Source organism: Pseudofrankia asymbiotica (assembly GCF_001983105.1).
Taxonomy (GTDB): Bacteria; Actinomycetota; Actinomycetes; order Frankiales; family Frankiaceae; genus Pseudofrankia; species Pseudofrankia asymbiotica.
The window spans coordinates 22420-49243 of record NZ_MOMC01000051.1 but is presented as its reverse complement, the minus strand read 5'-3'; the positions used below and the strand labels follow the sequence as shown (position 1 = coordinate 49243).

Annotated in this window: 22 protein-coding genes; 12 read left to right on the top strand and 10 right to left on the bottom strand. The window is 70.7% G+C overall.

Annotation, left to right across the window (positions count from 1 at the left end):
- Positions 1 to 7 precede the first annotated feature (7 nt).
- The 3 genes from BL253_RS25075 (at position 8) to BL253_RS25065 (ending at position 4636) form a co-directional block, all read left to right on the top strand.
- A complete protein-coding gene (locus BL253_RS25075; RefSeq protein ID WP_131831562.1) occupies positions 8 to 277 on the top strand; it encodes a WXG100 family type VII secretion target in 270 nt (89 codons plus the stop codon).
- Positions 278 to 317: 40 nt separating this feature from the next.
- Positions 318 to 1256, top strand: a complete 939-nt coding sequence (locus tag BL253_RS25070) for a hypothetical protein (RefSeq protein ID WP_076819662.1) — start codon at positions 318 to 320, stop codon at positions 1254 to 1256.
- A 95-nt stretch (positions 1257 to 1351) separates the two neighbouring features.
- Positions 1352 to 4636, top strand: coding sequence for an FtsK/SpoIIIE domain-containing protein (locus BL253_RS25065; protein WP_076819660.1), 3285 nt, complete (start codon positions 1352 to 1354; stop codon positions 4634 to 4636).
- Positions 4637 to 4736: 100 nt separating this feature from the next.
- Here the strand turns inward: BL253_RS25065 and BL253_RS25060 are convergent, their stop codons facing one another.
- Complete coding sequence (locus BL253_RS25060) at positions 4737 to 7016, bottom strand: MMPL family transporter (protein ID WP_076819658.1); 2280 nt, start codon at positions 7014 to 7016, stop codon at positions 4737 to 4739.
- A 443-nt stretch (positions 7017 to 7459) separates the two neighbouring features.
- Between BL253_RS25060 and BL253_RS25055 the strand changes: the two genes are divergently transcribed.
- Complete coding sequence (locus BL253_RS25055; RefSeq protein ID WP_241835101.1) at positions 7460 to 9031, top strand: class I adenylate-forming enzyme family protein; 1572 nt, start codon at positions 7460 to 7462, stop codon at positions 9029 to 9031.
- Between the two features lie 114 nt (positions 9032 to 9145).
- Here BL253_RS25055 and BL253_RS25050 read toward each other — a convergent pair whose 3' ends face one another.
- The 5 genes from BL253_RS25050 to BL253_RS25030 all read right to left on the bottom strand — a co-directional run bounded on the left by BL253_RS25050 (position 9146) and on the right by BL253_RS25030 (position 12826).
- A complete protein-coding gene (locus BL253_RS25050) occupies positions 9146 to 10036 on the bottom strand; it encodes a DNA-formamidopyrimidine glycosylase family protein (RefSeq protein WP_076819657.1) in 891 nt (296 codons plus the stop codon).
- A gap of 66 nt (positions 10037 to 10102) precedes the next feature.
- Positions 10103 to 10909 carry a metallophosphoesterase family protein gene (locus BL253_RS25045; protein ID WP_076819655.1) on the bottom strand — a complete coding sequence of 269 codons (807 nt, stop codon included), beginning with the start codon at positions 10907 to 10909 and terminating at the stop codon, positions 10103 to 10105.
- The gene (locus BL253_RS25040) at positions 10906 to 11796 is read right to left on the bottom strand and encodes a diacylglycerol/lipid kinase family protein (protein WP_158230414.1); all 891 of its coding nucleotides are present in this window, start codon (positions 11794 to 11796) and stop codon (positions 10906 to 10908) included. The genes BL253_RS25045 and BL253_RS25040 overlap by 4 nt, the downstream gene beginning before the upstream one ends.
- Positions 11797 to 11987: 191 nt before the next feature.
- Entirely contained in the window at positions 11988 to 12473 is a 486-nt protein-coding gene (locus tag BL253_RS25035; RefSeq protein ID WP_076819652.1) for an SRPBCC domain-containing protein, read from the bottom strand.
- Complete coding sequence (locus BL253_RS25030; RefSeq protein ID WP_076819650.1) at positions 12470 to 12826, bottom strand: ArsR/SmtB family transcription factor; 357 nt, start codon at positions 12824 to 12826, stop codon at positions 12470 to 12472. Before BL253_RS25030 ends, BL253_RS25035 begins: the two co-directional genes overlap by 4 nt.
- Positions 12827 to 12913: 87 nt before the next feature.
- Here BL253_RS25030 and BL253_RS25025 point away from each other — a divergent pair, with 87 nt between their 5' ends.
- From BL253_RS25025 to BL253_RS24990, 7 genes are all read left to right on the top strand, one after another.
- Positions 12914 to 13387 carry a hypothetical protein gene (locus BL253_RS25025; RefSeq protein ID WP_198946387.1) on the top strand — a complete coding sequence of 158 codons (474 nt, stop codon included), beginning with the start codon at positions 12914 to 12916 and terminating at the stop codon, positions 13385 to 13387.
- 177 nt (positions 13388 to 13564) lie between these two features.
- The gene (locus BL253_RS25020) at positions 13565 to 13915 is read left to right on the top strand and encodes a PadR family transcriptional regulator (RefSeq protein WP_241835100.1); all 351 of its coding nucleotides are present in this window, start codon (positions 13565 to 13567) and stop codon (positions 13913 to 13915) included.
- Positions 13912 to 15033 carry a hypothetical protein gene (locus BL253_RS25015; protein WP_076819649.1) on the top strand — a complete coding sequence of 374 codons (1122 nt, stop codon included), beginning with the start codon at positions 13912 to 13914 and terminating at the stop codon, positions 15031 to 15033. Before BL253_RS25020 ends, BL253_RS25015 begins: the two co-directional genes overlap by 4 nt.
- Before the next feature lie 120 nt (positions 15034 to 15153).
- Positions 15154 to 15933, top strand: coding sequence for a class I SAM-dependent methyltransferase (locus tag BL253_RS25010; protein ID WP_076819647.1), 780 nt, complete (start codon positions 15154 to 15156; stop codon positions 15931 to 15933).
- A gap of 304 nt (positions 15934 to 16237) precedes the next feature.
- On the top strand, positions 16238 to 16645 hold the full coding sequence (locus tag BL253_RS25005; RefSeq protein ID WP_131831561.1) for an HflX-like GTP-binding protein: 408 nt from the start codon (positions 16238 to 16240) through the stop codon (positions 16643 to 16645).
- 433 nt (positions 16646 to 17078) lie between these two features.
- The gene (locus BL253_RS44005; protein WP_241835099.1) at positions 17079 to 18170 is read left to right on the top strand and encodes a serine/threonine protein kinase; all 1092 of its coding nucleotides are present in this window, start codon (positions 17079 to 17081) and stop codon (positions 18168 to 18170) included.
- 518 nt (positions 18171 to 18688) lie between these two features.
- On the top strand, positions 18689 to 20080 hold the full coding sequence (locus BL253_RS24990) for an outer membrane protein assembly factor BamB family protein (RefSeq protein ID WP_076819641.1): 1392 nt from the start codon (positions 18689 to 18691) through the stop codon (positions 20078 to 20080).
- A gap of 98 nt (positions 20081 to 20178) precedes the next feature.
- Here the strand turns inward: BL253_RS24990 and BL253_RS39555 are convergent, their stop codons facing one another.
- Complete coding sequence (locus BL253_RS39555; protein WP_081438667.1) at positions 20179 to 20451, bottom strand: hypothetical protein; 273 nt, start codon at positions 20449 to 20451, stop codon at positions 20179 to 20181.
- Positions 20452 to 21278: 827 nt separating this feature from the next.
- Between BL253_RS39555 and BL253_RS43015 the strand changes: the two genes are divergently transcribed.
- On the top strand, positions 21279 to 21980 hold the full coding sequence (locus tag BL253_RS43015; protein ID WP_198946386.1) for a DUF302 domain-containing protein: 702 nt from the start codon (positions 21279 to 21281) through the stop codon (positions 21978 to 21980).
- A gap of 138 nt (positions 21981 to 22118) precedes the next feature.
- Here the strand turns inward: BL253_RS43015 and BL253_RS24980 are convergent, their stop codons facing one another.
- From BL253_RS24980 to BL253_RS24970, 3 genes are all read right to left on the bottom strand, one after another.
- Positions 22119 to 23873 carry a cytochrome c biogenesis protein DipZ gene (locus tag BL253_RS24980; RefSeq protein ID WP_476644123.1) on the bottom strand — a complete coding sequence of 585 codons (1755 nt, stop codon included), beginning with the start codon at positions 23871 to 23873 and terminating at the stop codon, positions 22119 to 22121.
- A 410-nt stretch (positions 23874 to 24283) separates the two neighbouring features.
- Entirely contained in the window at positions 24284 to 24931 is a 648-nt protein-coding gene (locus BL253_RS24975; RefSeq protein ID WP_076819637.1) for a TetR family transcriptional regulator, read from the bottom strand.
- Between the two features lie 253 nt (positions 24932 to 25184).
- A complete protein-coding gene (locus BL253_RS24970) occupies positions 25185 to 26642 on the bottom strand; it encodes an alpha/beta hydrolase domain-containing protein (protein WP_241835097.1) in 1458 nt (485 codons plus the stop codon).
- Positions 26643 to 26824 lie beyond the last annotated feature (182 nt).

Below are 26824 nucleotides of genomic sequence, written 5' to 3'. Positions count from 1 at the left end.
AGGCAGCATGTCCGGACGCGTGCACGCGGACCCGACTGAGCTACGGGATTTCGYCGGTGAGATAGAGACCTTCGTCGAAAACATCCAGGCCGAGCTTGAGAAGCTGCGCAAGCGCTTTGACGATCTCGAGTGGGACGACGACGCGCGGCACCACATCGCCGACCTGCTGGAGGAGTCGACCAGCCGGCTCAAGCCGCTTTCCGACAAGATCGGCGAAATTCCGCCGAAGCTGCGGAACAAGGCGCAGAAGCTCGCGGAGTATCTCGAGGCCGGCTGACCGGCAGCCAGATCACGGCACGACCTGGAGTGGATGACGGGTGGCGCTCGTCTCGGTGGTCCCGGCGGTCCTGGTCGCGCACGCGCACCAGCTCGCCGCCCTGACGGCCGGCGTCAACCGCGCCATCGCGACGCTGCGCGACGGGCTCACCGGCCTGCAGGAACAGACCGAGGAGCGGGTGCGGACCACAAGCCTGGATCTCAGGAAGGCCGAGGCCGCCGTGCGCGCGGCCGGGCGGGCGCTGGAACGCCGACGCGAGGACGAGGCACGAGCCGCTGACGCGCTGCGCGAGGCCGAGGCGGCCCTCGGCCAGGCAGGCGAGGCCGCGACGGACGGTGCGGGGGGCGTCGACACCGATGCGGCGTTCCAGGCCGAGCGCAGGGCACGCACGGCGCTCGGCGTGGCCAGCCGCGAGGTCGAGGAGGCCGAGGCGGAGCTGGAGCTCGCGAGAACGGAACGGGCTGGCGCGGTCCGACTGCGGGAGGACGCCCTCGCGCTGCGCGGCCGGGCCCGTGAGCAGGTCATCCAGGGCCAGACGTGCTCGACGTGCGCCACCCGGCTTGGCGACCTCGCGGCGAACGCGACCTTCCTCCTGGCGGGCCTGCTGGACCTGCTGGACGTGTACCTCGCGGACGTGCCAGGCCAGGCCGGGAGCGCGCAGAGCCTCCGTCAGCCCGCGTTCATGACGCAGTTCGCCGGGGTCTCCGCGCGGCACGGCCTCAGGACGTTCGGAGGTGCGGGCGCAGGCGTGGGCATCGGCGGTGTCGTGGACCTCCTCGGCGGCCTGCTCGCCGGACTTGACGCGGGCACGGCCGATCTGGAGAAGGGCTGGAACGACAGCGTTGGCCGCCGCTATCAGGAAAGCCATCTGGTTCCGATGATCAGTGGACTGTTCGAAGTGGTGACCATGGCCTTGGACATTCAGGGCGCCGTGAACTGGATAGTCGGCGGCCTCGCGGATCAGGGCGGCGGTCCTTGACCAGACCCGTCCGATTCCGACCGGTCGTGGTCGTGGGTGGGGCGCGCGGAACCGACGCGGCGGGCGAAAGACGCGGGGAAGGATGAGCGGGACCGATGAGTGAGACGGCCGCGGACGGTCCGGCGCTGGATCTGGCCGGCCAGTGGGACCAGGTGCGCGGCGACGCCCACCGTGCCATCCAGCGAACCGAGCAGGCGATCGAGAAGGCCGACACGGGCCTGGCCGATCGCCGCGGCGAGCTGGACAGGGCGCGCGGCCGAGCACTGACCGGCCACGCCGACTGGCGTGCCCGCGAGGTCGACAACCTGCTGAGCCTCGCGCGCGCGGCGCTCGGCCCCCGCTGGTCGCTGTGGGAGGAGGCGGAGCGGCACGAGACCGGCCCAGCGTCCGAGGCCAGCGTGGCCGAGGTCAGCGCCGCCGCGGCCCTCGCCGAGCTCGCGCTGGCCGTCCGCCGCCTGAAGTCGCCGCTGCGCAGGAAGCGTCGCTGGGTCGCGGTCGCCGTCGCGGCGGTGCGCCGGTGCGACGACCTGATCGCGCGTTCGGAGGCGAACGCCGCGCGCCAGTGGCAGGAGGGCATGCGGGCCGCCACGCGAAGCCGGAACGAGGCCGTCGAGGACGCGCGGCGCGGCTGGCGGCACGACCTCGCCCAGCTGCGGCGCACCGTCGACGCGCTGCGCGCCGAGCTGGACGCGGCGATACCGCCCGCCGACGCCGACTGGAGCGCCTGGCACCCGGTCTCCCGACCGGTCGACGCGCTGCGCGTCGGAACGTACTCGCGACGCGGGTGCGAGGGCGAGCCGCTGGCGGTGCCCGCGCTGTTTCCGTTCCCCGGCACCACCAACCTCGTCGTCCGGGCCGGCCGGGGCGTCCCCGGGCGCGCGGACGCGGTCCTGGGTGTGGTCGGCCGCATGCTGGCCTCGGTGCCCGCGGGCAGGCTGCGCCTCTCGGTGATCGACCCGATCGCGCTTGGCAGCGCGGTGCGGTCGCTCGCCGGCCTCAACTCCGACGACGTCCGGCTGATGGACGACCCTCTCGTGCGCCCGCAGGAGATCGAGAACAAGCTCACCGAGCTGGTCGAGCGGATCGGCCGGGTGGACCGCGACCTGCTGGGGCCGCATCGGCTCGGGTCGCTCGTCGAGTTCAACCGGCGGCCCGGTGCCCGGCCCGAGCCCTACCACGTCGTCGTCGTCTTCGACTTCCCCCGTGGGTTCACCACTCCGGAAAGCCGCACCCGGCTCGACCAGGTCATGTTGAACGGCCCGCGGTGCGGGGTCTACACCATCCTGGTGATCGCCGAGGACAACCCTGACTACCCCCACCACCTGGCCATGGGCGAGGACGGGCAGGTCACGACGGGCCCGGCGATCCTCGCCCCGGCCGGCGTGGGCGAGTGGACGTTCGAGCTGGAGCGTCCGCCCGCGTCGAGCTGGGAGGCCTCCGACGTGCTGCGGACCGTCGTGGACCGGGTCGCCGACGAGGCGCGGGACGCGGACCGGGTCGTCGTCACCCCGAAACGGATGTTCGACCTGCTCCCGGTGGCGACCCGGCCGGAGCTGGGAGGCATCGCCGGTGTCGAGCGGCCGGTCCGCCCGCGTGACCCGTCGACCTGGTGGCAGGGGGACGCGACCGAGAGCCTCGCGATTCCCCTCGGTACGTACGGCCTGGACGACCTGATGATCATGCGTCTCGGCGACGGCACCCGCAACCACGTCATGATCGCCGGCATGACCGGGGCGGGGAAGTCGACCCTGCTGCACACGCTCATCACCGTGGCGGCGGTCCTCTATTCGCCGGCGGAGCTGGAGCTCTACCTCATCGACATGAAGCAGGGCGTCGAGTTCCAGGAGTACGCGCGCCACCGGCTGCCGCATGCCCGGGTCGTCGCCATGCACAGCCAGCGCGAGTTCGGCCTGGAGACGATGCGGACGCTGACGGCGGAGATCGAGAGGCGGGCCGCTCTGTTCAAGAGGTACAAGGCGGCGGATCTCGCCGGCTACCGGCGAGCCCGGGCCGAGGCCGGCGCCAGCACCGGCGTCGGTGCCGGCGCGGACGCGGACGCGGACGCGGACGCGGACGACCCACCGTTGGCCCGGGTGCTGCTGGTCGTCGACGAGTTCCACGTTTTGTTCGACGCCGACGACGAGATCGGGCGGGACGCGGCCGGGCGTCTGGCGACGTTGGTGCGCATGGGCCGCGCCTACGGCGTCCACGTCCTGCTCGCGTCCCAGACGCCGAGCAGCCCGGTCGCCATGGGCAGTGACGCCGTGCGCAACATGGAGATCCGTATCGCGCTGCGCTGCCACGACCAGGTCAGCCGCCGCATCCTCGCCGAGAACAACCCGGCCGCCACCGAGCTGGCGCCGCGCGGTGAGGCCATCTACAACGCCAGCTCGGGCCAGCGCGGCAGGGACACGAAGTTCCAGGTCGCCTACGTCGAGACGGCCGACCGTGCCGCCCTGCTGGACACGTTCCGCGCGCTCGCCCAGTCGCGGGGCCTCCTCCTCGAGCCCCTGGTCTACGACGGCGACCGGCCCGGCGACATCACCAGCGGCGTCTTCGCCGGACTCGCCAACGCGCGGCGGGACCCCGCGGCGCCGTTGCGCGCGTGGCTTGGCGAGCCGCTCGGGCTCTCGGCGCCGGTCCACACCGACTTCTCCGCGCGCGCCGACCGCGCTCTGCTGGCCATCGGCGACGACGCGGCGAACGTGGGCGTCCTGACAGCCGTGTGCGCGTCGCTGGCCGCCGCAGGCGTCGGCCGTGGCGAGGGCCGCCTGGCGGCGGTCTCGGTGGTGGACTTCACCGCGGTCGACCAGCGGTACACCGAGGTACATGACGAACTCGCGACGCTGCTGCCCGGGCTGCGGCGGTACGGCGCGGCGGACGCCCTGGAGCACGTAGGGGAGCTCGCGGAGCTGGTGGAGAAGCGGACCATGAACGACAGCTACACCGTCGATCTGGTCGACGACTGTCGTTTCCTGCTCCTCAACGGCCTGCACCGCTGCCGCGGGATCGCGGCGGCACCGTCCTGGAGCGGCGGCGCCGCGGGGCTGGGCGTCCCTCTCGACTACCTGCTCCGCGAGGGACCCGAGGTCGGGGTGTTCGTCGTCGCGACCATCGACGGCAACGGGCTGCGCCGCGTGCACCGCGACATCCTGAACCAGTTCGGCGTCGTCCTCACCCGCCAGCGCCCGCAGCAGTACGACCGGGTCGACGCCCTGTCCGGGCTGGCGACGAACCGTCTCCGCGACGGCCAGGCACTGCTCAACGACGACGGAGACGTGACCGGCCTGCGCCCGTACCAGATCCCACCAGCCGGCTGGCTGGCCGCCTTCGCCCGCGGCCTGCCCCCACACCCGCGAGGATCCGAGCCCAGCTCATGACGAGCCGGTTCGTGACGAACCGGCTCGTGACGAGCGGACCGCCGCTCGGTGGCGCGCTGTTGTCGCGCGACCGAGCGGCGGTAACGCCCTGGCTGCCTCGTCAGTGCGCGGTCCGGGCCAGCTCCCGTTCGTCCTCGGGCCGGTCGTCGTCGGACGATCCGGATCCGGTGCCCGGGGCCGCGGTGATGGTCGTGGTCTCGTCCGCCGGTTCCACGGAGAAGTGGGGCGTGATGCGGTCGAGCCATTTCGGGAGGTACCAGTTGGCCTTGCCGAAGATGTTCATCAGCGCGGGTACGAGCATCGTCCTCAGGATGAAGGCGTCGAGGAACACGGCCGCGGCCAGACCGGTGCCGAAGATCTTGATCGGCCGGCCCGGGCTCAGGAGGAAGCCGAGGAAGACGGCGATCATGATCAGTGCCGCGGCGGTGATGATGCCGCCGGTCTCGGCCTGGCCGATCGTGACCGACCGCCTGTTGTCGCGGGTGTGCACCCACTCCTCGTGCATGCGGCTGACCAGGAACACCTGGTAGTCCATCGACAGGCCGAACAGGATGGCGAACAGCATGACCGGCATCCAGGCGTCGATCGGCCCGCCCGGCCCGGCCCCCATGCTGTCGGAGAGCCAGCCGTACTGGAAGATCGCCACAGCCAGGCCGAACGAGCCGCCCGCGGCCAGCAGGTTCATCACCGCGGCGGTCGCCGGGATGGCCAGGCTGCGGAACGCGAGGAGCAGCAGGATGAAGGACAGGCCGACCACGACGGTGATGAACAGCGGCATCTTGYGCCCCAGCACCGTCGCGAAGTCCACGTTGATGGCCGTGCCGCCGAACGTGTAGATGTGATTGGCCGAGCCGTCGTACAGCGGCGGGAGCACGGTCGAGCGCAGGTGCCGGACCAGCGTGTAGGTCTTCTCCGACTGCGGTGACGTGGTCGTCTTGAACGTCACGAACGCGACGTCCTTGGCCAGCGTGTTCGTGCCCAGGCTGCCTGGGTCGACGCCCGGGACGGCCGCCAGGGCCTTCGACACGCGCTCCAGGTATGCCTGGTCCGACGCGCCCGGGCCGTTCACCACGGCTTCCAGGGTGGAGTTGTAGCCGACGCCGAAGTCGGAGGTGATCAGGTCGTAGCCGGTAYGGGTGGTGGAGCCCTGCGGATCGCTRCCCTGGTCGCTGGCACCCAGCTGGAGCGAGAAGAACGGCAGAGCGATGACGACCATCACCGCACCCGCGACAACCGCGACCAGGACACGGTTGCGGGCGACGAACTGCGACCACCGCGCCCAGCGTCCCACCGGCCGATCGTCGATGAACTCGCCGGCCCGCACGGCCGCCCGATGCTTGCGGGGCAGTACTTTCAGCCCGAACAGACTCAGGAGCGCGGGTAGCAGGGTAAGCGAGGCGACCATCGTGAACCCGACCGCGAGCGCCGTCGCCACCGCCATGCCGTTGAAGAAGCTCACCCCGAGGGCGATAAGACCAAGGATGGCGATGCACACGGTCGATCCAGCGAACAGCACCGCACGACCGGACGTGTTGATCGCGTTGACGATCGACTCGGCGACGGGCATTCCACGCCGCAGGTTCCGGCGATGTCGCGTGACGATGAACAGCGCGTAGTCGACACCCACCCCGATCACCATCAACTCAGCCAGATAGGGAGTGATGTTCGACACATTGATGGCGTGGCTGAGGATGTAGATGACACCAAGGCCGCTGACGAGCGCGGCTATCGCGCTGGCCAGTGGCAGCACCGTCGCGGCGACGGTGCGAAACACCAGCGCCAGGATGATGAGCGCGGCGAGGAAGCCAATGAACACAGAGCTGCCCGAGCCGTCGCTCTGTCCGATGCCCTGGAAGGCGTCGCCGGTGAACTCGACCTGCAGCTGGTCGCTGTCCAGGGTCTTCAGCTCGTCGTAGACGTTCTTGAACAGGGCGGCGTCGTAGTGGTCACTTTCCCAGGTGATGGTGACCAGAGCCGTGGTGGAGCCGCGGGAGCCGTTGATCAACGTCGGGTTTCCCGGACCGGTCGCACCGTTCTTCGAGCAGTCGATCGACTGCCACGGTGTCGCGATCAGAGCCACGTGGTCGCCCGAGCCGCACAGCTTGGCCAAGGTCGGCTGCAGCTGCGCGGGAGCCGCGGTGAGCGCTCCCGCCCGACTCTTGAGCACAACCGTGCCCGCCGCGCCGTTCTGGTTGTCGAGGCCCGCGTCCTTCAGGATGTCCGCGACTGACGCCGTCTCGGTGTGCGGAAGGCTGAACGTGTCCTTGTAAGATGCCCCACCCATCGCGCCGGCGACACCCTGCACGGCGATGATGAAGACAACCCAACCGGCGACGACAAACCATCGGCGACGGATGGCGAACTCGGCGATCCCTCTCAACGGTGCTCCTGCTCAACGTCTGGCAACCGGCGAAACATCGTGGCATCGACGGTCAAGGTCCAATAGACCGCAGCTTCGCACACGCTCAAAGACGGTCGACACCTGGAGGGGGCGAGAGTGACGCCGCACACATTCTTGACCGGCTGTCGACCACGACCGAATCGTCACGATCAATGATGACGACGTGCGACGCACCGGGATCGGACAAAATCACCCCGACCCACATCGCGGATCTCGGGAGGTGCCCCTCAGGGCTATCCCGGAACGGACCGGCGCGGCCGAGGAGCGAGGGCACGTCGATGCCGATCGGCCGGGCACCGGCCGCCTGAACGCCAGCCGGCCGGGCGCCACCGCGCGAGCCCGCTTCACCAGTTCCTTCGTGACGAAGGGCGAGAGCCACGATGGACGGGTCCGCGGCGCCTCGCGTGAGCGACAGTTCTCGTGTGAGCAACGATTCCGGCCTGCCGGGCACTGATGATCGCGGTCTTCGTGAAGGGGCGGTCGATCCCGTCGCGGCCCGCCCCGCCACGGTCGCCCAGGTGCTGGACGCCGCCCTCGCGTCGCGGCCGGATGCCACCGCGGTCGAGGCGATCTCCGGCGCGTGGTCGTACGCCGAGCTCGACGAGCGGGCCGGGCGGGCGGCCGGCGCCCTGTGGTCGCTCGGCGTCCGCCCGGGCGACCGGGTCGCGGCCTGCCTCCCCAACGACCTGGACATCGTCGCGGCCTTCCACGGCGCGCAGCGGATCGGAGCGGTCTGGGCGGGGATCGGCGAGGCGCTGGCGAAGGGCGAGCAGGAGGAACTGCGGGACATCTGCCAGCCGCGCGTCGTGCTGGCCGGGCCGCGCTGCCGGCTGAGCTCACTCGGCCGCGTCGATCCTGACCGGTGGGCGACGCTGCTGGCTGGCGCCGAGAAGGCCCCCCAGGTCGAGGTCGACGTCGACGCACCGGCTGGGATCGCCTTCACCAGTGGGACGTCGGGGCGACCGAAGGCGGTGGTGCACAGCCAGCGCAACCTGCTCCTGCCGGGAGCGGTCCTCGTCGCCACCCGTGGCTGGGGGCCGGAGCTGCGCAAGGGCGACAGCTTCCCGTTCACGATCCTCAACCTGATGGTGCTGTCCACGCTGCTCACCGCGCAGGCCGGTGGCTGCGCCGTCGTGATGAGCCGGCGGGACGTCGACGGCGTCGCGGAGTGGATCTCGACCCGCCGGCTCACGGTGTGGAACGGAGCGCCGGCCCAGCTCCATGACCTGGCCCGGCGCCCGGAAGCCGACCTCAGCTCTCTGGAGGAGGTATGGAGCGGAGGAAGCGACACCCCGGACGCGTTGCGCCAGGCCTTCGCCGACGCGCACGGACTGCTCCCCCGGGCCACCTACGGCCTGACCGAGGCGCCCACGGTCGTGTCGATCGACCCGCCGGGCGAGGAGTGGCGCCCCGGCCTGAGCGGCCGGGTCCTGCCGCACTACGACGTCGCGGCCTACGACGGCGAGGGGCGCCGGCTGCCGGCCGGCGAGCCCGGTGAGCTGCGGCTGAACGCGGCCGCCACCGGCCCGTGGGCGGGGGCGTGGCGCCCGGCGCTGGGGTACTGGGAGCGGGGAGCCGTCCGCCCGCTGGAGCCGGGACCCGTCGCGACCGGTGACATCGGGACCGTGGACGGCGACGGCTGGCTGCGGGTGCTGGACCGCGAGAAGCTGGTCATCATCCGGGGCGGGGCGAACGTCTACCCGCTCGAGGTGGAGCGGGTCATCTCGGCGCACCCGGACGTCGCCCGGGTCGCGGTGTTCGCGGTGCCCGACGACCGTCTTGGGCAGCGGGTGGCCGCCCTGGTCGAGAGCGCGGGCCCGGTGGCGCTGRATCTCGACGCGCTCGCGGCGCTGTGCCGGCGGGAGCTCGCGCCCTACAAGGTGCMGGAGATCTGGTCCCAGGTCGACGCCCTGCCGGTGAACGCGATGGGCAAGGTACGGCGCACCGGCCTGCTGGAGCTCGCGGGCCTCGACCGGCGCGTCGAGAGCGGCTGAGACGACCCGGCCCGCTGGCACGACCCGCCCCGCGCCGATGCGGGCTGTCGGTCTCGGCTCTCCAGGCGCCCAGGCCGCCAAGCCTCGGGCCTCGGCCGTCGTGGGGTGCCACGCTCAGGGCTGACCCCGGCGAGGGCCGGTGCGGGGGCGAGTTGACGCGCGGCGACGCGTCCCGGTACCGCCGACGTCACCAGGCGAGACCATCGGCGCCGGCCCACGCTGGCAGCGCGGGCACCAGTAGGTGACACGTGCTTCCTCCGGGGCGTCCGACGGCGCCTGCTCAGCCACGCGGATGGCCGTGCCGCACCGACGGCACGGCCGACGGCCACGGCCGTAGACCCATAGCTCCTCGCCCGGCCTCGTCGAACCGGTTGTGATCCGCCTGGGCCGATCCGCGTTGATCATGATCATCTGTCGGGCCCGGCTGACGAGCCTCTCAAGATCGGGAACCTCGTCGACCCGGGTCCACGGCGAGACTCCGGCGACGAAACACGCCTCGATCCGATAGATGTTCCCGAGGCCCGTGAGCACGCTCTGATCCAGCAGGACCGTGCCGATCTCGCGCTCCGGGCGGGCCAGCGCGCCCGCCAGCACGCGGTCGAGGTCCCAGTCCGGCCCGAGCACGTCAGGGCCGAGATGGCCCACGACGGCCGATTCGTCGGCGGTCCGCAGGATGTCGAGAACCGGAAGCCGATAACCGACCGCGACATGCCGCGCGTTGCCGAGTACCACCCGGATCCGCCAGACGGGACCGCCGCGCCAGGGTTCGCCGGCGGCGAAGGTACGCCACGCGCCGTCCATCCGGAGGTGGGAGTGCACCGTGATACCGCCGGAGCAACGCATCAGCAGGTGCTTGCCGCGCGGCACCACCTCGAGCACCGTGCTGCCGGTCAGGTCGGCCGTCGCGTACCGCGGCACCCGGAAATCGCTCACGGACAGAACCTGCCCGGCCAGCGCCTGGTGCAGCCGGCGAGCAGCCTGGTAGACGGTGTCCCCTTCTGGCACCGGCGCCTCCCTCGAAGGACTCCGCTTCCGAGGACTCCGCTTCCGATCCTCGCTCACCCGCCCGTACTAAACGGTGCTCCACGTGTGGCCGTCGCGGGCGTAGACGGTGCGCTGGTGGGTGTCGAAGCGGTCACCGGTCCAGCGCCGGGTCGAAATGGTGAGCTGGTCGCCGTCGGCCTCGATCAGGTTGTAGCTGTTGGGCTCGCCTTTGAGGCGGTCGGAGACGGCCGTGCCGCACTGCGCCACCACCAGGCCGTCGGCCACGCCGCTGTAGGCCATGTGAAGGTGGCCGCCGAGCAGCAGGTCCGCGCGCCCGTGTAGCTGCCGCAGCGCCACATCCGATCTGCCGACCAGTCCGCGGTTTCCTGCTGACCGGGTCAGCAGGAAAGGGTGGTGCGCGACGAGCACGCGCAGGTCGTCCTCCGGCGCCTTGTCGAACGCCTCAAGGATGGCGGACACCTGCCCGGCATTGATCCGGCCCCGCGACCAGTCAGCGCGGGAGCCCCACTGCCGGGCGGTGTTGACGCCGACGACGATCAGCCCGTCGGCCGTGTGGGTGGCCGTGCCGTGCGGGTCGGTGCCGATGTGCTGTCGCCACCGCCGCCACGGGCGGGTAAACCGCGACCACAGCCGCAGGCCGGGCAGGTCGTGGTTGCCGGGCACGACCAGCGCCGGAGCCGGAAGCTCGTCGAGGAAGGCACGAGCCGCCCGGAACTCCGCCTCCCCCGCTGTCTGGGTCAGGTCACCGCACACCGCGATCGTCGTCGCGGCGACGTCGCGCAGCTCGACCAGGAGCGTGTCCACGACGGCCTGGACATTGTGGCCGAAGTGCAGGTCGGAGATCTGCGCGATCCGCGCGTTCGCCGGCTTCACGTGGCCGCTCCCGGCGCGAGGACCGCCAGCGCGCGCGGCCGGATCTCGTAGCGCAGCGGCATCGACAGCTGAGCGATCTCGCCGTCACTCATGACGCTCATCAATGCCAGCCCTGACGCCCTTATCCGTACAGCCGCGCCCTCGTGCTTCGAGATCCTCTTGTCCTCCTGCCAGCTGCCGTGAAACAGCCTGGCGGCGACCGCGATCAGGTCCCAGTTGGTCCGATCGTGCGCGACGTACACCGCGAGCCTGCCGGTGTCCAGCCGTTCCCTGCCAGGCATGGGCGACGGCCCGGCGGCCAGCGGGTTGCACGACACCACCACCGCCCTGGTCCGCGTCTCGTGCTCCCGCTCGTCGACCGTGATCGTGAGCCGCATCCGCGGGTACCGCCGGACCAGGCGTAACGCGCGGCCGAGCAGCCGCGTCGCACCCAGCCCGAGGCCACCACGGGCGTTCTCGCGAAGCCGGCCGAGGTGCGGCATCATCGCCAGCATCGAACGGCACAGGAACGGCTGGYCGTTGACCGTGGCCACGTCGATCCGGTCGACCGGAGCGGCGAGCAGCGCCTCGACGGCGCGGTCCAGATCGTCCGGCACACCCAGGTCACGCGCGAGCGCGTTCATCGTGCCGGCGGGGAGAATGCCGAGCGGTACGTCGCCGCCCAGCATGCGTTCGGCGACCGCCCGGACGGTGCCGTCACCGCCGGCGACGATCAGCGCGTCCGGTTTGCTCGCCAGCAGCTCACGCACGTCGGCCGTGAGCGTGTCCGGGTCGAACGCGCGGAGCTCGGCGGTCACATCCCGCCGGCCGAACAGCTCGACGAGATGCTCCTCCGGCGACGCGTCGCCGCTGGACAGGAGGGCGCCGGCGCGCGCGTTGTACACCACGGCGACGCGATCCACAGCACGCAGTCTACGAACCGGACGGCCATGCGCGAAGCCGCGGACAGGGCGTTATCTGGGCTGGCTGGCGTTGGGCAGCGCCGGCGCGCGCCGTCCGAGGGCGACTCGCTCAATGACGAATGCCTACGGACGCGGTCCGGTCGTCGGCGGGATTCCGACGGCTGACGTTCCTCCGGCTAACGTTCCTCGGTGGCCCCCGCGGCGCCGCTCTCGGCGAGCCAGGCCAGCCGTTCGGTGACGGTGCCCCAGCCTTCCAGGAAGCCGAGGTCCTGGTGTCGGGTGCGGGCCGCCGGGTCGCCGTGGCGCACGATGATTCGGTAGTCGGTGCCGGCGGGGTGGTCACGGAAGGTGATCTCCGCGGTCATGGCTACGGGCGCGGGGGCCGCGGGGCGCCAGGCGCTGTCGATCGCGTTGGTGAACACGATGCGTTCGAGCTCGTCGACGACCAGGAAACAGGCGTCGAGGCGCGGCGTGAACTCGGCGCCGTCGTCACTAAGCCGCGTCACCAAGGCGCCGCCGGCGCGGGGTTCGAGGCGATCGACCCGGCACAGCGTCGGGGCGGGAATCCACCAGCGTTCGAGGCTGGCCGGCTCGGTCCAGGCCTTCCAGACAGTGGCGCGCGGCGCGTGGATGAGGCGTTCGAGCGAGAGGTCGAGGTTCATGCCTGCTCCTCGGGAGAGGTGACGAACTGGTCGGGAGAGGTGACGAACTGGACGAGACGGTCGGTGTGGTCTTCCCAGCCGCGCCGCTGCTCCGCCAGCCAGTTCTCGAGCGGCTTGAGGCCGTCGCGGTTGAGCTCACAGGTGCGGACCCGGCCCGACTTCGCCGTGCGGATGAGGCCGTTCTTCTCGAGCGTGCGGACATGTTTCATGAACGAGGGAAGGGCCATGGGGAAGCCGTCGGCGAGGTCGCTGACGGTCGCCGGCCCGCGGCCGAGGCGGCTGAGCACCGCGCGCCTGGTCGGATCCGCGAGCGCCACGAGCAGCCCGTCGAGCCGCACCGAATACTGTTCCACGCGGCTAAGTATTACGAGCCGCAACACTTAGCGCAAGGGCTAAGTGTTCGTTCCGACCTCCTACACTTCCTCGCGGGGTGAACGACCGTGACCACTGACATTCGGATCACCTGGACGCTGCCMGGAAGCGGCTGGGCCGACTGCAAGGTTGAGGCGGCCGCCACGGTTGTCGAACTCACCGCCTCGTACATCAGCGCGGCTCCCGAGGATCTGCTGACCGCCGTCGCCCGGCTCGTGACGGGCGAGACCAAGACCCGCGCCCAGTTCGAGGCCGAACCCGCCGCCTTCCGCTGGATCTTCTACCGCCAGGGCGACGACGCCTGGCTGCGCATCCTCGAACTGCGCCACGGCCGCGACCACGACAACAGGGGCACCGAACTGTGCTCCTGCCCCCTGAGCGTCGACGGCCTGGCCCGCGCGGTGATCCGCTGCTTCGACCAGGTCGCGACGACCTACGGCGAGAGCGGGTACTACGGCAAGTGGGACAGGCACTTCCCCCGACTGGAACTCGAAGCCCTMCGACGCGTCTGGCGGACCTACCGCTCTACCAATGCCTCGTAGCGCGCATCGCGAGAACCGACGCCATCAGCCCCGACYGACCCGTGAGGACGGTTGTGTCGCGTGCCGCTCGGCTGATGTAGCGCACGGCGACGCCCCTTCGCCACGTCTCGATGTGGCACCGACAATGCCCCGACCGCCGGGCTTGCCGAATATCCTGGTAGGCGATATATATCGGTCATGACGACCAAGCGGGTCATGACCGAGCCCGCGTTCTTCATCCTCACCGCGCTGGTCGGCGCGCCCCGCCACGGCTACGGCATCGTCGCCGAGGTCCGTGAGCTCTCCCAGGACAGAGTGCGGCTCAAGGTCGGAACGCTCTACGGGGTGCTTGAACGCCTCGTCGTGGACGGCCTGGTCGCGCCGGACCGGGAAGAGGTCCAGCAGGGCCGGTTGCGCCGGTACTACCGCCTCACCGACGAGGGCGGCCGCGCTCTGGCTGCGGAGGCGGAACGGCAGGCCGCGAACGCCGACATCGCGTCGCGACGGCTGCGCGCGCTGCGCCCCGCGAGCGCCGGTGGCACCGCGTGAACATGCTCGAACAGCGCTACCGCGCCGTCCTGAAGCTCCTGCCTCGCGCCTACCGGCAGGACTGGGAGGACGACATGGTCGCCACCTTCCTGGCCGGCCAGCCGGAGTCCGACGATCCGGACTACTCCGAGGTCGCGCGGCCGAGCTGGCCCGAGATCGGCAGCGTCGCCGCCCTGGCCGTGCGCCTGCGCCTCGACCTGGTCCGCTTCCGGGTGGGCGGGGCCGGCGCGCCCGCCAGGAACCTTGCCTGGGGTGACACGGTCCGGCTGGTCGCGGTGCTCGGCCTGCTCGTCCACGCCATCCTGGCGGCGCTCGTCGTGGCGGAGACGCTGTGGCTGGACGGCCGGATCCCGGGCCTGGCACCGCCCGCCGTCGCCGCCGGATTCCACCTCGGTTGGCATGAGCTGTGGACCGGMGGGTTCGTGTGGATACCGGCGTTCGCCGCGCTGGTGCTCGGGCACCGACGAGTGGCCCAGGGCCTGGCACTGGTCGCCGCGTCGCGCGCTCTCGCCGCGATCTGTGTGAATGCCGAGGTGTTCGTCACGGGCCCGCCGCCGATCGCCCTGCGGGGCAGCGCGCTCGTCGCCGAGGTCCTCCTCAACACCGCGCCGGTGCTCGCCGTGCTCGCCGGCTTCCACCGTGACTCCCCGCCGGTCCGGAACCCCACGCGGTGGCTGGCCGCCTACGCCGCCCTGGTCGCCGGCGCCCTTGGTCTGGTGGTCCTCGACCGTCACGTCGGGCCGTTTTTCGACGAACCCACCTACTACACCCTGCCGTTCCTGGCCGCGGCTGTTTACTGCCTGGCAGCCCATGCCCGCCGAGGGGCGAGCCAGGGCCCGGCCTGGGCGTTCGCCCTCGTGCTACTCGCCCCGGTGGTGCTGGCCGCCCAGACGACGACCGTGCTCGAGCTCAGCCTGCTGCAGTCTGTTGGGACGACCCGCTCCGCGGCCACCGCCGCCGCCCTGGCACAGGTCGCGGCGGTTCTCGTCATCTCGGCACCGTTGGCGATCGTCGCGGGCCGTTCGTTCCGTCGGCTGCCACCGGCGTCCGCCGCCTCCACCTCCGCCGCGTCCACCTCCGCCGGCCCGCCCGGGAAGCAGACGGAAGGCCACCAGTGACAGTCCGTCGACAGCCATCAGGACCCGAGCGTGGCGAGGGCATCCCGCGGCCGGACGGAGTTGGCCCGCGGCCGGCATTGTGGCGGTGGGGGTGCTCGCGGCGTGGCTAGGGTCGACCGTGTGGAACAGGACGAACGGCTACTTCACAGCTCGTCATTCGGCGCGGCCGCGACCGCATACGCCGAGCACCGCCCTGACTACGCGCAGGCCGCCGTGCGCTGGGTACTCGAGCCCGCGCCTGGCTCGCGAGTGCTCGACCTCGGCGCCGGAACCGGCAAGCTGACCGCCGTGCTGGCCGCGGTGGGCGCCGACGTCGTCGCGGTCGAGCCCGACCCGGCGATGCTGGCGGAGCTGCGCCGCGGACTACCGGCTGTCCGTGCCCTGTCGGGTAGCGCCGAGGCGATACCGCTGCCGGACGGCTCCGTCGATGCCGTGCTGGCCGGCCACGCCATGCACTGGTTCGAGATGGCCGTCGCGGGACCCGAGATAGCCAGGGTCCTCGCGCCCGGCGGCATCCTGGCCGGCCTGTGGAACGTCGTCGACGACCGGGTCGACTGGGTCGCCGAGCTCGCGCGGATCGGCGGCAGCGCGGCCCTTGGCTCGCGAGACCTGCTCAGCAGATGGCGCGCCGCGACGGCGGACCTGCACCTTCCCGACAATGGCCTGGTCGCCCGGTTCGGCTCGCCGGAGCAGGCCGAGTTCGCGCACGGCCAGCGCCGCACCGCCGACTCCCTCGTCGCGAAAATCGCGACGCACGCGGGGATGCTGGTCATGCCACAACAGGAACAACAGGCCACGCTCGGCCAGATCCGCGCCTTCCTCACGAGCAGGCCGGAGACCGTCGACGGCGAGTTCACCCTGCCGATGCTCACCGGTGTGCTGCGCGTCCGGCGGCTGTGAAGCCATCGACCGGCCGATATTCGTGTGAGATCGCCGCACATCATCAGGACGCGCCCACCTTCATCAGGTCGATCCGCGGCAGGGTCTCACCGCGGCCGACTACGCCGCCCTCCACCAGTGGCTGACCGACGCCGCGGCATCGAAAACATGACGTGCGGCTGCGTCGTGCTCCACGCCCGCCGCACGCCCGCCGCGTGCCCTGATCGAGTACGCCTTGGCAGCGCCACCGACCGAATATCCCTACGGCGCGAAGCGGCCGCCCTGGGATGCTGTCCGGGTGACCGCTGTCCGTTCCGTGGTCCTGGTGGGGCTGTTCTCGGCGAGGGACCGTGACTACCAGGCCCGGCTCGACGTCCTCGACGCGAGGGTGACGGCGTTGGGTGGGCAGGTGCTGGAACGGTTCGTCCAGCGCAGGGGCGTCTCCGATGGCGGGGTACGGCTGATGACCACCCCGCTGTCCCGGCGCTTCCTCATCGGTCCGGGAAAGCTCGAAGAGATCGCCACGGCCTGTTCGACGAAGAACATCGACGCCGTCATCTTCGTCAATGACCTGAACGCATACCAGCGCCGCTGGCTGTCGACTCGACTCGGACGTCCAGTCCTCACCCAGACTGACCTTGATCTATCAGCGGATAGCCTGGCCAGCCCAACCCGATCTCAACCTCATACAGGTCAAAGCCACAAGCCCAATCGCCGCCGTTATCGCCGATAGTCAAGATCCATGGAGCGGCGATGCCTCAACCACGCTTGGCCGCCAGATCGACAGTCCGCCCCCGGCCGAGAGACGAGCCGCATGCCTCGGGGCCGGAACCTGAGGGTGTGCGACCGTGCCGCCGCTCCCAGGCAAAGGACTCCTTCGCGCATCCGACGGACAYCTCGTCCGGGCAAGGCGAGCACGCGGGGGCGTGACGCACGCGAACAGCGGCCGAACTTTTCGTGAAGCAGGGGTGCGTCCCGGATCGAACAGTTACCTTCCAAACCGGACATTCGACGCGAATGCGGGGTTCCGATCCACACGTTGGGCGAGTCTGCGGCCAAGGACCCGAAGGTCGGACGCGGCCAGCTCACGGCACGAGCCGTTCAGGGGTCGCGTACCGGGAACTGGGCGGCAGCGACGGTCCGTCGGCCGAGAACGGCAGATCATCATGGATGACGTGAGGCAGGGCGCCACCAGCGAGGACGCGCACATCCTCGTGGCCGATGACCGCCCGAGGAGCATCGGGACGGGCGGGCAGCCGCCAGGCTCGTCCGTCCTCGACGCATCCGGCCCTGCTGGGTACGGGGCCTTCCTCGAATCCTGGCAACGGTCTTCGCCCGCCCCCCGGCCCCGGAGCAGGGTCCCCCTGCGCGTCTGGGTCGCCAGCACCGCGACAGCGGGCTTCGCCGCCGCGGTGACCGCGATCGTCCTGATCGCGGTCACCGCGACCGGCGGCGGCTCGGCTCTGGCCACGAACAAGCCCGCGCTGAGCACGTCCGCGGCGGGTCAAAACCCCGACCGGGGCGCGCGGCCCGGGGCAGCGGCCGGCGCGGGCACAGGGGAAACGCCGGTCGACCTACCGGGCGCGCAGGCAGGGCCAGGGCACGAGGCCCCGTCGCGCTCCGGTGGTAGTTCCGACGCCGGCGCGCTACCTCGGCCGGTCGGTACACAGCCGCCGGCCGTGGGGGCCGCGGCCGGCGCCAACACCGTGGCGGGCGGACCACCGCCCGCCGCGCCCGCGCAGCAAGCGGCACCCGCGCAGCAGGCAGCACCTACTCAGGGATCCGGCTCTGGCGCCGGTTCGACGACGAGTTCGGGATCCGGGGCAGGCTCGGGTGCCGGCTCCGGTTCGACCGGCACCACCGCGCCGCCGGCCGCCGCCCGGACCACCGCGCCGCCGGCCGCCGCCCCCAGCGCGCCGAAGGCGAACCCCTACTCCGCCGCCCAGGTGTGCGGCTCCGGCTACTCCCAGATCGACAGCCACTCCCTCGCCAGCGGCTCCACGACGGCGACGATCGTGTTGATGTACAACGGCAGCTCCAACTGCGTGGTGACGCTGAAGTCCGGCGCCGGCGTGGGCACGGCCCAGGCGATGTCGGCCTCGGTGCAGGCACAGAACGGCTCGTCGAAGGTGACCGACTCCGGTTCCTACGAGTACTACGCCGGTCCGACCAGGGTGTCCGCGAAGGCGATCTGCGTGAAGTGGGGCGGCAGCCTCGGCAGCGCCTCCTGGACCAGCGACTGGTCCCACTGCGGCTGACCCGGCTCTGTCGCGTATCGCCTCCTGAGGTCACCGCCGTGGCACTGTCGTGTGCCGAAGTCGCAGTAGCCCCAGCCAGATCGACACCGCGTCGGCAGCTCATACTCGGGCCCGCATTGCTCCACGCCGCCCATCGCGCCACACACCTGACGGCCGCCCGAGGCAGCGAGGGCCTGTGGGTGGCGCACGCTGGCCCAGCCTGTGGCGCCCGCGCCGACATGCCTGGATGATGGCGCTCCGTCCCGCTACGGGACATGATCGCAGGGAGCGGCAGTGAACGACAAGATCTCGGCGATGCGACTGCCGCCGAGCACCAGTCCTGGGCTGAGCCCTGGATCGCGGATCCGCTCGCCAGCCATCCGCCAGTCGAGCACGGGCCGGTCGGGCTCCCGGCGGGCGAGCACCCGTCGGTCTCCGGCGCGCCGCCAGCCGGGCCGCCCAGCGGCGCGCCGGAAGCCGACCTCCAAGCCTTGGGTGCTGGCGGTGGGCCAGGGCGACGGCGCCCCGCGCGGCTGGTCGTGACCGGAGCCGCGGGGCTGGCAGTCCTCCTGGCGCTGGTGGCCGTCGGCATCTCGGTCTTCACTGGCGACGGCCAGTCATGGGCCGTCAAGCCAGTCTGGTCGAGCGAGCTGACCGCTCTCGGGCCTCCGATAGTGGTCGGCGAGTCCGCCATCGTCCTTCAGCAGGTCGGCAATGACGGCTCGATGGGCCCGATAGTGAAGATCGCCGCACTGGACCCGGCCACCGGGCGGGAACGTTGGTCGGCGCCGGCGAGTTTTTTCCGGCCGGGTGGATTCGAACGTGCCGTTCCGCTGGTGGTCGATGACGGTGAGACCGTCGTGTGGCTGAAGCCGTCGTCGACCAGCGTCGAATCCCCTGTGTCAATGGTCGCCGCCGACGCGGACACCGGCAAGGAGCGATGGAAGTACACGAAACCRCTCACAGGCTGGTCCCCTCCGCGTCTGTGCCAGGGAGAGTCAGCGATATGCCTCCTCGTCGAGCAGGAAGCGGGCCCTCCTACCAGGCTGGTCCTCGATGCCAGGACTGGCGGTGTACGCGGCGAGACCCCGTTCTGGCAGGAAAGCTATCTTGACGAGGTCGGCGACAACCTTCTCTCGTCCGATCGCGGCATAACCGCAGTCGCCGAAGACGGCACGGAGCGCTGGACGAAGCCGGCCGCCGCGATGTTCGGTGAGACGGCCACCGGCCTGCTGTTCCTCGGTCTGGAATCCGTGCGCCAGAACGACGTGTACGTGGCCAGCGTCCGGCACGGCATCGACAGCGTGTACCTCGAACGCGACCCCTCGAGGCGGATCGACCAGGCGGACATGAGGGTCACGGCCGGTTTCAACGCGACGACGGGCGAGCGGCTCTGGACCCAGCCTGGCGCGACGATGGGATGTCCGGGCATTCCGTTTGACCCTGATCACCCGGCTCGGTGTGTGTATCGCGGAGCCCTGCGCTCCACGCGCGTTGACCCCCTGGGAATGGAGGACTACGGCGTCACGCTGGAGGGTTTCGACCTCGCGACCGGACGGACCACGTGGTCGTGGGACGCCGGAGACGCCCTTGTTCTTCTGGGCCTGACCGAGACGGAGCTGGAGAGCCAGGGGCAGGCCCGCGACACCGTCCAGCGGGTGGGCGACAGCCGCTACGTCCTGCGCCTCCGGGGCGAGACGACCGTGCTCGACCTGGACCGCGGGCCGGTCTCCGCCGAACCGCCGGCGACGGGATGGTGCCTCGCCCAGAGCACGAACTGGAGTGGCGTCGGCTGGCCGTATCCCTGCACCGTCGACGGATCAGACGCGACGCCGCCTTCCCCGGTCGGGTCCGGTGGCGCGTTCGCGGGCGGCCACTACGTCTGGCTGGATAAGGACGGCCGGATCCAGGGCGGCGCCCTCGGGCGCTGACCAGGACCACGGAGACGGGCTGGCCGAGCCGGTGCGGTCGCATCCAACGGATCCAGCACACGCCCGATCCTGAAGATCAGCCGGTCAGACAGCCGACCTCAGGATCGGGCGTCATCGTCGTCGTCGCGGTCGCGCGCGTCCCACTCCTCGTTGCGCTGGTCGAGGCGTTCCCGCCATGCCGTCGCGTCCGCCGCGCTCGCGTACGGGCCGAGACGACGGTGGCCAGGGACATCCGGCGGGTTCTCCGGGCGCTGGTGCTCCATGCACCACCACCATCCCGTCGGGTTCCACGCATGCCCATCCGGGGCGCCCGACCCGCCCCGCCCACCCAGCCCGACGGCCGCGGCAGCGCGGCGCAACATGTTGGCCATGATCGGACCCCTACCCCGATATGACCATGATCGATCTTCCGGTTAGTCGGGCAGGGCCTGGCGACGGTTCGCGTCGACAACTCGGCATGCCCGCGACACCTCGGAACCTCATCCGTCCACCACCGTTGTTGTCAGGAGTCGCGGAGAGTCCGCCCGACCCCAATCCCGCACGGCCCCTCACGCGCATCCAACGGAGAGTGTTCGGGTGCACACGGCTGAAATGGCCAGGGAAGGACGACCACGACCGCGGCGGGGTAAACCCCCGGACCCACGCGGTCCGGGGCAGAGTGGTTGTCCGCCGAGACGCCGACACAAACGCGGATCGTGTCAGATCAGCCCGCCCCCAGGCGCGCCCATCCGACACACCCCGATGGGGTGGAGGCGAACTGTGGCGGATTGGCGCGTCCATGGACGCGCCAATCCGCCACAGTTCGAGTTCGGAAGTCGCCGCGGCAGTGGCATCGACAATCCGCAGATTTCGATCAACGTTGTGGCTCGTCATTTGGAGGCGCCTGGACAGCCGGGACGCGCGGCGGGCCTCTGCCAGGCCTAGGCCAAACGGCCAGACCTGCTGATCGTGGTCCGCCGCCCGAAACTGAGGCGTTCCAGGTCGCCTACACAGACCGTCAAATAGCCGAATGTAAGGACAATGCAGACCGGTTCCCCGATGGCTGGGGTCGGGTTGCGGTGGCCAGGGCAGCCGCCGACGATGACTGGGCCATGCGTCGAGGGATGTGGCCGGGGGGGTGACCATGGAGCCGCGGTGTCCGGAGTCGCAGCACACAGACGGCACCAGCGAGATCACCTATCAGGCGCGTCGGTTGACGGTGACCGTCGACGAACCGTTCGATCGTTTCCGGGCGCGCTTCGAGCATGCCGTCCCTCGCTTCGACGCCGACCGATTCGCGGAGCTTGCCCGTGTGGACGCCTCCTGGGACGAGGTGAGGCGCGTGGCGGCCGAGAACGCCCCGCACGAGTTCATGATCTACTGGAGCCTGGACGCCTCGCCCCTGATGCGTCTCGCCGGCGGCACCCGACGATGCGTCGAGTACCTGATGGGCAACCATGTGATCGCCGAGCGGATGTACCGCCACGACCCGGCCGCTCTCCTGTACGCGCCGCTTCGCCTGGCGATCTACGAGGGCCCGCCCGGCAAACAGGCAGCCACGGACTCGCATGACGAAGGCGCGCGGCCCGTCGCCGCCAGGGCCGAGACCGCCGGGGCGGAAACCGCCGAGGTCGAGACCGCCGGGGCGGAAACCGCCGAGGTCGAGACCGCCGGGGTCGAGACCGCCGGCACCCGTACCGCCGGCACCGTGATCGCTCGCGCCAGGGCCTCCGCGTTCTCGCCTGAACCGGCGACCTGCCTGACCATCGACCAGCCAAGCGCGCGGTTCGCCGGACTCGGCAACCCGGACATCACCCAGGTCGGCCTGGAACTGGACCGGAAACTGGCGGACCTGCTGGATCACCTCCACGCTCCGGTTCCCGAGGCGATCGCCGCCATGGGCGGGTTCGGCGCCGGCTAATCGACGGCCCGGCCCGAGACGCCGCGGCCGAGGCCGGATTCTCCAGACAGATCAAGTAGATGCTGGCGAGCAGGCCGTGAGTACGTGGGGAACCGCGCGTGCGGGACTGACTACCGGCCGTTCCCATTGCGCTCGCGGTCAGCCGAAGGTGAAGGAATAGGCGCTCAGGCCTGGCGAAAGGCTGACCTCCAGCGTGCTGTGCTCCGGCGACGGGCGGTCGACCAGCGTGTAGATGTTGGGCGCGCCCGAGACCTGGTAGGTGGTCGTCTTCCCGTCCACGGTGGCGGTGACCGCGCCGGTGCCGCCGATGTTGAGGTAGACCTTGCTGGCGGCGAAGCTCAGCTCGATGCCGGCGTTCTCCTCGGCGGTGAGGGCTTCCTCGTCGACGGTCCAGGTGCCCGTGAGCGCGAACATGTCGTCGGGGACGGACTCCGGGTAGGTGAAGGTTCTGCGGCCCGAGCCCAGCGGTTGCTGGGTGCCGTTGTTCACCCGCGCCGAGCCGAGATAGGTCTCGGGGGTCTGGTCCGGATTGTTGGGCGTGGTGTCGGCGACCTCGGTGCCGGGTGGCAGCGTGGCACCGGGGTGGGCGGCGGTCAGGAGCTGGCGGATCAGTGACTCGGTGGTGGAGTACTCCCCCTCTCCGATCGCGACGTGCCGCACCTGGCCGGTCGCGTCGATGAGGTACTCCGCGGGCCAGGCGTTGTTGCCGAAGTTGTTCCAGGTCGTGTAGTCGTTGTCCAGAGCGACCGGATAGGTGATGTGAAGCCTTTTCGCGCCGGCGGCCACGTTGCCCGCGACCTGTTCGAAGGCGTACTCGGGGGTATGCACGCCGATCACCACCAGGCCGGCGGCCTGATACGCGGAATACCAGGACTGCACGTGGRAGATCGCGCGCTGACAGTTGATGCAGGAGTATGCCCAGAAGTCGACCAGGACCACCTTGCCGGTCAGATCGCTGCCGGTCAGCGGCGCATTGCCCGGGGTGTTCAGCCATTGCTGGATTCCGGAGATCTCCGGAGCCTTGCCGCAGTCCTCCGGGGCCGGTTCCGGATTCTGCGCACAGGCGGCCAGCCCCACGGCCTGGCCAGATCCGAGCAATCCCGAGGCTCCGGCACTGTCGAGATCGTCGTTCAGGCTGGCCGTGTAGTCGGGAACCGTGCGCTGCAGCGCGTCGGTGACGTTGAACGTGAGCGCCACGGCCAGCGCGATCATCAGAGCGCCGGCCGCGATCCGGATGCCACGCTCGCGGTACCGGAAGGCCCGGACACGCTCGGCGACCCCGCGACCGGCCAGCGCGAAGCCGAGCAGGGGCAACGCGGTCCCGCAGGCGAAGGCCACGGTGAGCGCGACCGTGCGCAGCCCGATCGTGCCCGTGGCGCCGGCCACGGTGATCGCCGCGAGCACCGGGCCGGCGCACGGCACGTAGACAGCCCCGAGCGCCAGGCCGAGAACGAGTCCGCCGTGCTCGCCGCTGACCTGGCGTTGGCCGATCCGGGAGAAGGGCCGCTCGAGCAGCTGCTGCACGGGCGGGAACATCATGGCGATGCCGATCAGGACGAGGGCGACGAGGCCGGCCCAACGCACGATGTCCTTCGGCAGGGGCAGGACGCTGAGCACCAGCGTCCCCAGCAGGGTGAAGGCGCTGAAGCTGAGAGCGAGCCCGGCGACCACGAGGTAGGGCCGCCTGCTCGAGCGCCGAGCCGCGCCATCTCGCTCACCCCGCGCGGTCACGTCGCCCCGCGCGGTCACGTCATCCTGTGCGGTCGCGTCGCTCTGCGCGGTCACGGCTTGCCCGGGTCGCGTGCTCTGGACGCCACCGGCGAGGAAGACCACCGGCAGGACGGGCAGCACGCAGGGCGAGATGCCGGTGATGATCCCGCCGACGATCCCGATCAGAACAAGCGTGATCAGTGCAGACCTCCCACACGACGGCCGACCCGCGATCGTCCGCGGCGACGCCCCGCTGCCCTGAGCAGGCTAGATCGCGACCCTGAGCGCCACGTTAAGTCTCCATCGGGGACGGACCGATGAGTTTCGCCCGCCGGTGACGTAATGGCTTCGTAAGCCCGGACAGCTCAGAAAGCCCGAACAGCCCGGAGACGTCGGAATCTGATCAACAGCGCGGCGTGGCATCGGTGGCGGCACGCGCATGAGCAGGTGTGCCGCCCAGCCACGACGCGCTGGCGCCGCCGATACGCCCGCGCATCCGCCTGAGTACCGCCGCATGAGCCGGTCTGCCGCGCGGCGCCGCCCCGCGCCATGGGGCGGCGCAGGGCGGCGATGCAGACCGGCTGGCTGGGCGCTTACTCGGCATCCGGGGCGGGGTCCCCGCCCTTGCCTGCGGATCCGCGGGTCGGGTTGGTATCTATGCCGCGCTCAAGCACCGCGAGGCCTTCGGAGATCGCACTCGCCAGATCGCCGCCGTTCAGGAACCAGTTTGTCTGGGCCGCCTGGATGACGCCTCCCACGGCCCCGGCAAGAATCGTGGGCAGCAGGGCGTCGGCGGGAGCGCCGAGGCGGGAGCGGAGGAAATCGGCGATCACCCTGTGCGTGTTGAGCTGGATTCCGCCGAGCACTCCCCGCAGCAGCATGGGAGTGGCCGCGACGACCGTTATCCAACGCCGAAGCAGCTCTTTGTCCTCCGCGGTGAACGCTTCCTCCAGCGCGACACGTATGGAATGCAGCGGCGGCTCGTCGGCGGAACGGGCCATGAGCCTCGCCCGGAGAGTCCTGCTCCGCCGCTCGAGCCTCAGCTGCAGGACGTCTTCCTTTGAGGGGAAGTAGCGATAGAAGGTACGGACGGAGATCTGTGCCTCGACCGCGATCTCCTCGACCGTCGTCTCCATGAACCCGTGCTGCTCGAAGAGCCTGAGCGCGACACCCTCCAGCTCGGAGGTCATCATCTCGGAACGCTTCTCGCTCAGGCGCAGCGCGAGCGATTCGGATGCCACCTCCGACCTCCGTCCGGTGCTCGGCTCGTTCCTGGCGGCCGGCGAGGGCGCCCGGCGCAGTCTACGTCGGCCGGTTCCGCCCATCGAGCACTCGCCTTACCAGCGAGCGGCCGCTCGCACTCGGGAGCGACCGGCGACCGGCGACCGTGGCCATGGCCACGGCCATGGCCACGGCGTCAAGATCCGGTCAGCCCCAATCGGCACGCTGAGCCCGAATGCGTCGGGCACATTCGGGCTCAGCACGCGAGTACTTCTACTTTCCGATCTGCGAACGTGCGGCGGCGTTCACGAGCTCCACCGCGTCAGCGGGGCGCAGGAATCCACGAACGACGCCGACCGTCGTCGCCTTGCTCCATTGAGCGACGAACTGGCCATGGTTCTTGTAAAGACCGGCGAGCGTGCTGGCACTGAACGGCACGGTGGTACCGAAGAGGCCGCAGAGCACCGGTGTGTTCCCCACGCCGGCGAGCGTCGCGATCGGGGCGTCGACCTGCGGGGACCGCACTCCGCCCAGGGCGTTGCCGTTGGCGTCCTTGGCGAACACCACCGGCGACACACCCGTCGTCTGCAACAGCGGCCCGCGAGAGGGCTCCACGCCCTTGGCGACCCACTGGTTCAGCCAGAAGACAGCCGCGTCGAGCACCCAGTGCGCTCCGCCGGTGTTGATCGGGAGCGTRCAGGCACCGGCCGAGGTATCGGTCGGCGGGTTCTGCATGGCGGTCAGGTTCAGGATCGCGCCCTGCCCGTCGCCAAGATCCGCCGGACCGATCTGCAGCCCGTAGTGGTCGAAGTGCGCTGTCCCCGCGACCTCCCACGCGCGGAATCGTTTCGTGTCCGGCTGACGGGCGGCGAGATTGCTGCCGGCGACGTCCGTCTCGGTCTGGAAGACGAAGACGGGGACGTTGAGGTCGTCTCGGATCAGGGCCGGTGACGGCACCGGCACGGTGGGGGTCAGCGCGGGCGGCGCCACCTGAGCGAGGGCCGCGCCGCTGGCACTGCGACTGTGCACGAGGAACCCGTCGTAGACGCGCGCGAGCGGGTGCACCGCGTCGATGTAGGTGACGAGGCGGGCCGCCGACTGCGACTCCCCGGCCGCGATCAGCTCGCGTGGTTTCAGGCCGCCCAGCATCAGCGCGGAGTCCGCGCGCAGCGCCTGCCCGGCCTGCGAGTAGATGTCGTACGAGTAGCTGTCACCGGGATGGGACAACGGCGCGTACCGCACCGGGTTCCCCGGGAGCAGCGCCGGGTTGTTGCCCTTCGCCGTCTGGACGCCGGTCCACTGCGCCGAGACACCGACCCAGGCGAAGCCCTCCCGGACGAGCTCGTTGTGGGTCAACGTCCAGTCCGGCCCGGCGTCGACCCCGCCGCTCACGTTGAGCCATTCGACGATGACCGTCCCGTTGAACTTCTTCGGGTCGACGGGGCGCCGGACCACCGCACGGGTCGTGTAGGGCGCGGTGCCGCTCGGTGCGACTGCCCATTTGCCGTCGCTCGTCAGCGGGCTGCCGGACGTGTAGCTGGTCGCGGTGCCCGACAGGAAGAACTCCGACTCCTTGTAGCCAATTTTGGCCAGGTCGAAGTTGGTGGAGAACACGAACTCCGCCGGCGTGCCTCCCGCCACCGGTCCGGTGACGGCCGGCACCGGGCCGGCGGCCGAGGCCGCCTCCGCGCCCAGGAGCGCGACCGGTAATGCGGCGAGCGTTACCGCCAACGAAACGAATAACCCAGATAAAACGGTTCTACGACGTTTCCTCATCCGATCGCTCCCACTGGTCATCGCCCCATCATTGGATTTCCGAGAGAAGCGACGACCCACGCGGGATGGCCAGGGCTGTCGTTGCCACTCGCGGACGAAACGTGGATGAAACGGAACCGTAAAGGGTTACTCAGCTC

Bases quoted from the DNA above. Each gene is read 5' to 3' on its own strand.
- BL253_RS25065 (WP_076819660.1), top strand. From the start codon at position 1,352: ATGAGTGAGACGGCCGCGGACGGTCCGGCGCTGGATCTGGCCGGCCAG.
- BL253_RS25035 (WP_076819652.1), bottom strand. From the start codon at position 12,473: ATGAACCTCGACCTCTCGCTCGAACGCCTCATCCACGCGCCGCGCGCC.
- BL253_RS25020 (WP_241835100.1), top strand. From the start codon at position 13,565: ATGACGACCAAGCGGGTCATGACCGAGCCCGCGTTCTTCATCCTCACC.
- BL253_RS44005 (WP_241835099.1), top strand. From the start codon at position 17,079: ATGGATGACGTGAGGCAGGGCGCCACCAGCGAGGACGCGCACATCCTC.
- BL253_RS39555 (WP_081438667.1), bottom strand. From the start codon at position 20,451: ATGGCCAACATGTTGCGCCGCGCTGCCGCGGCCGTCGGGCTGGGTGGG.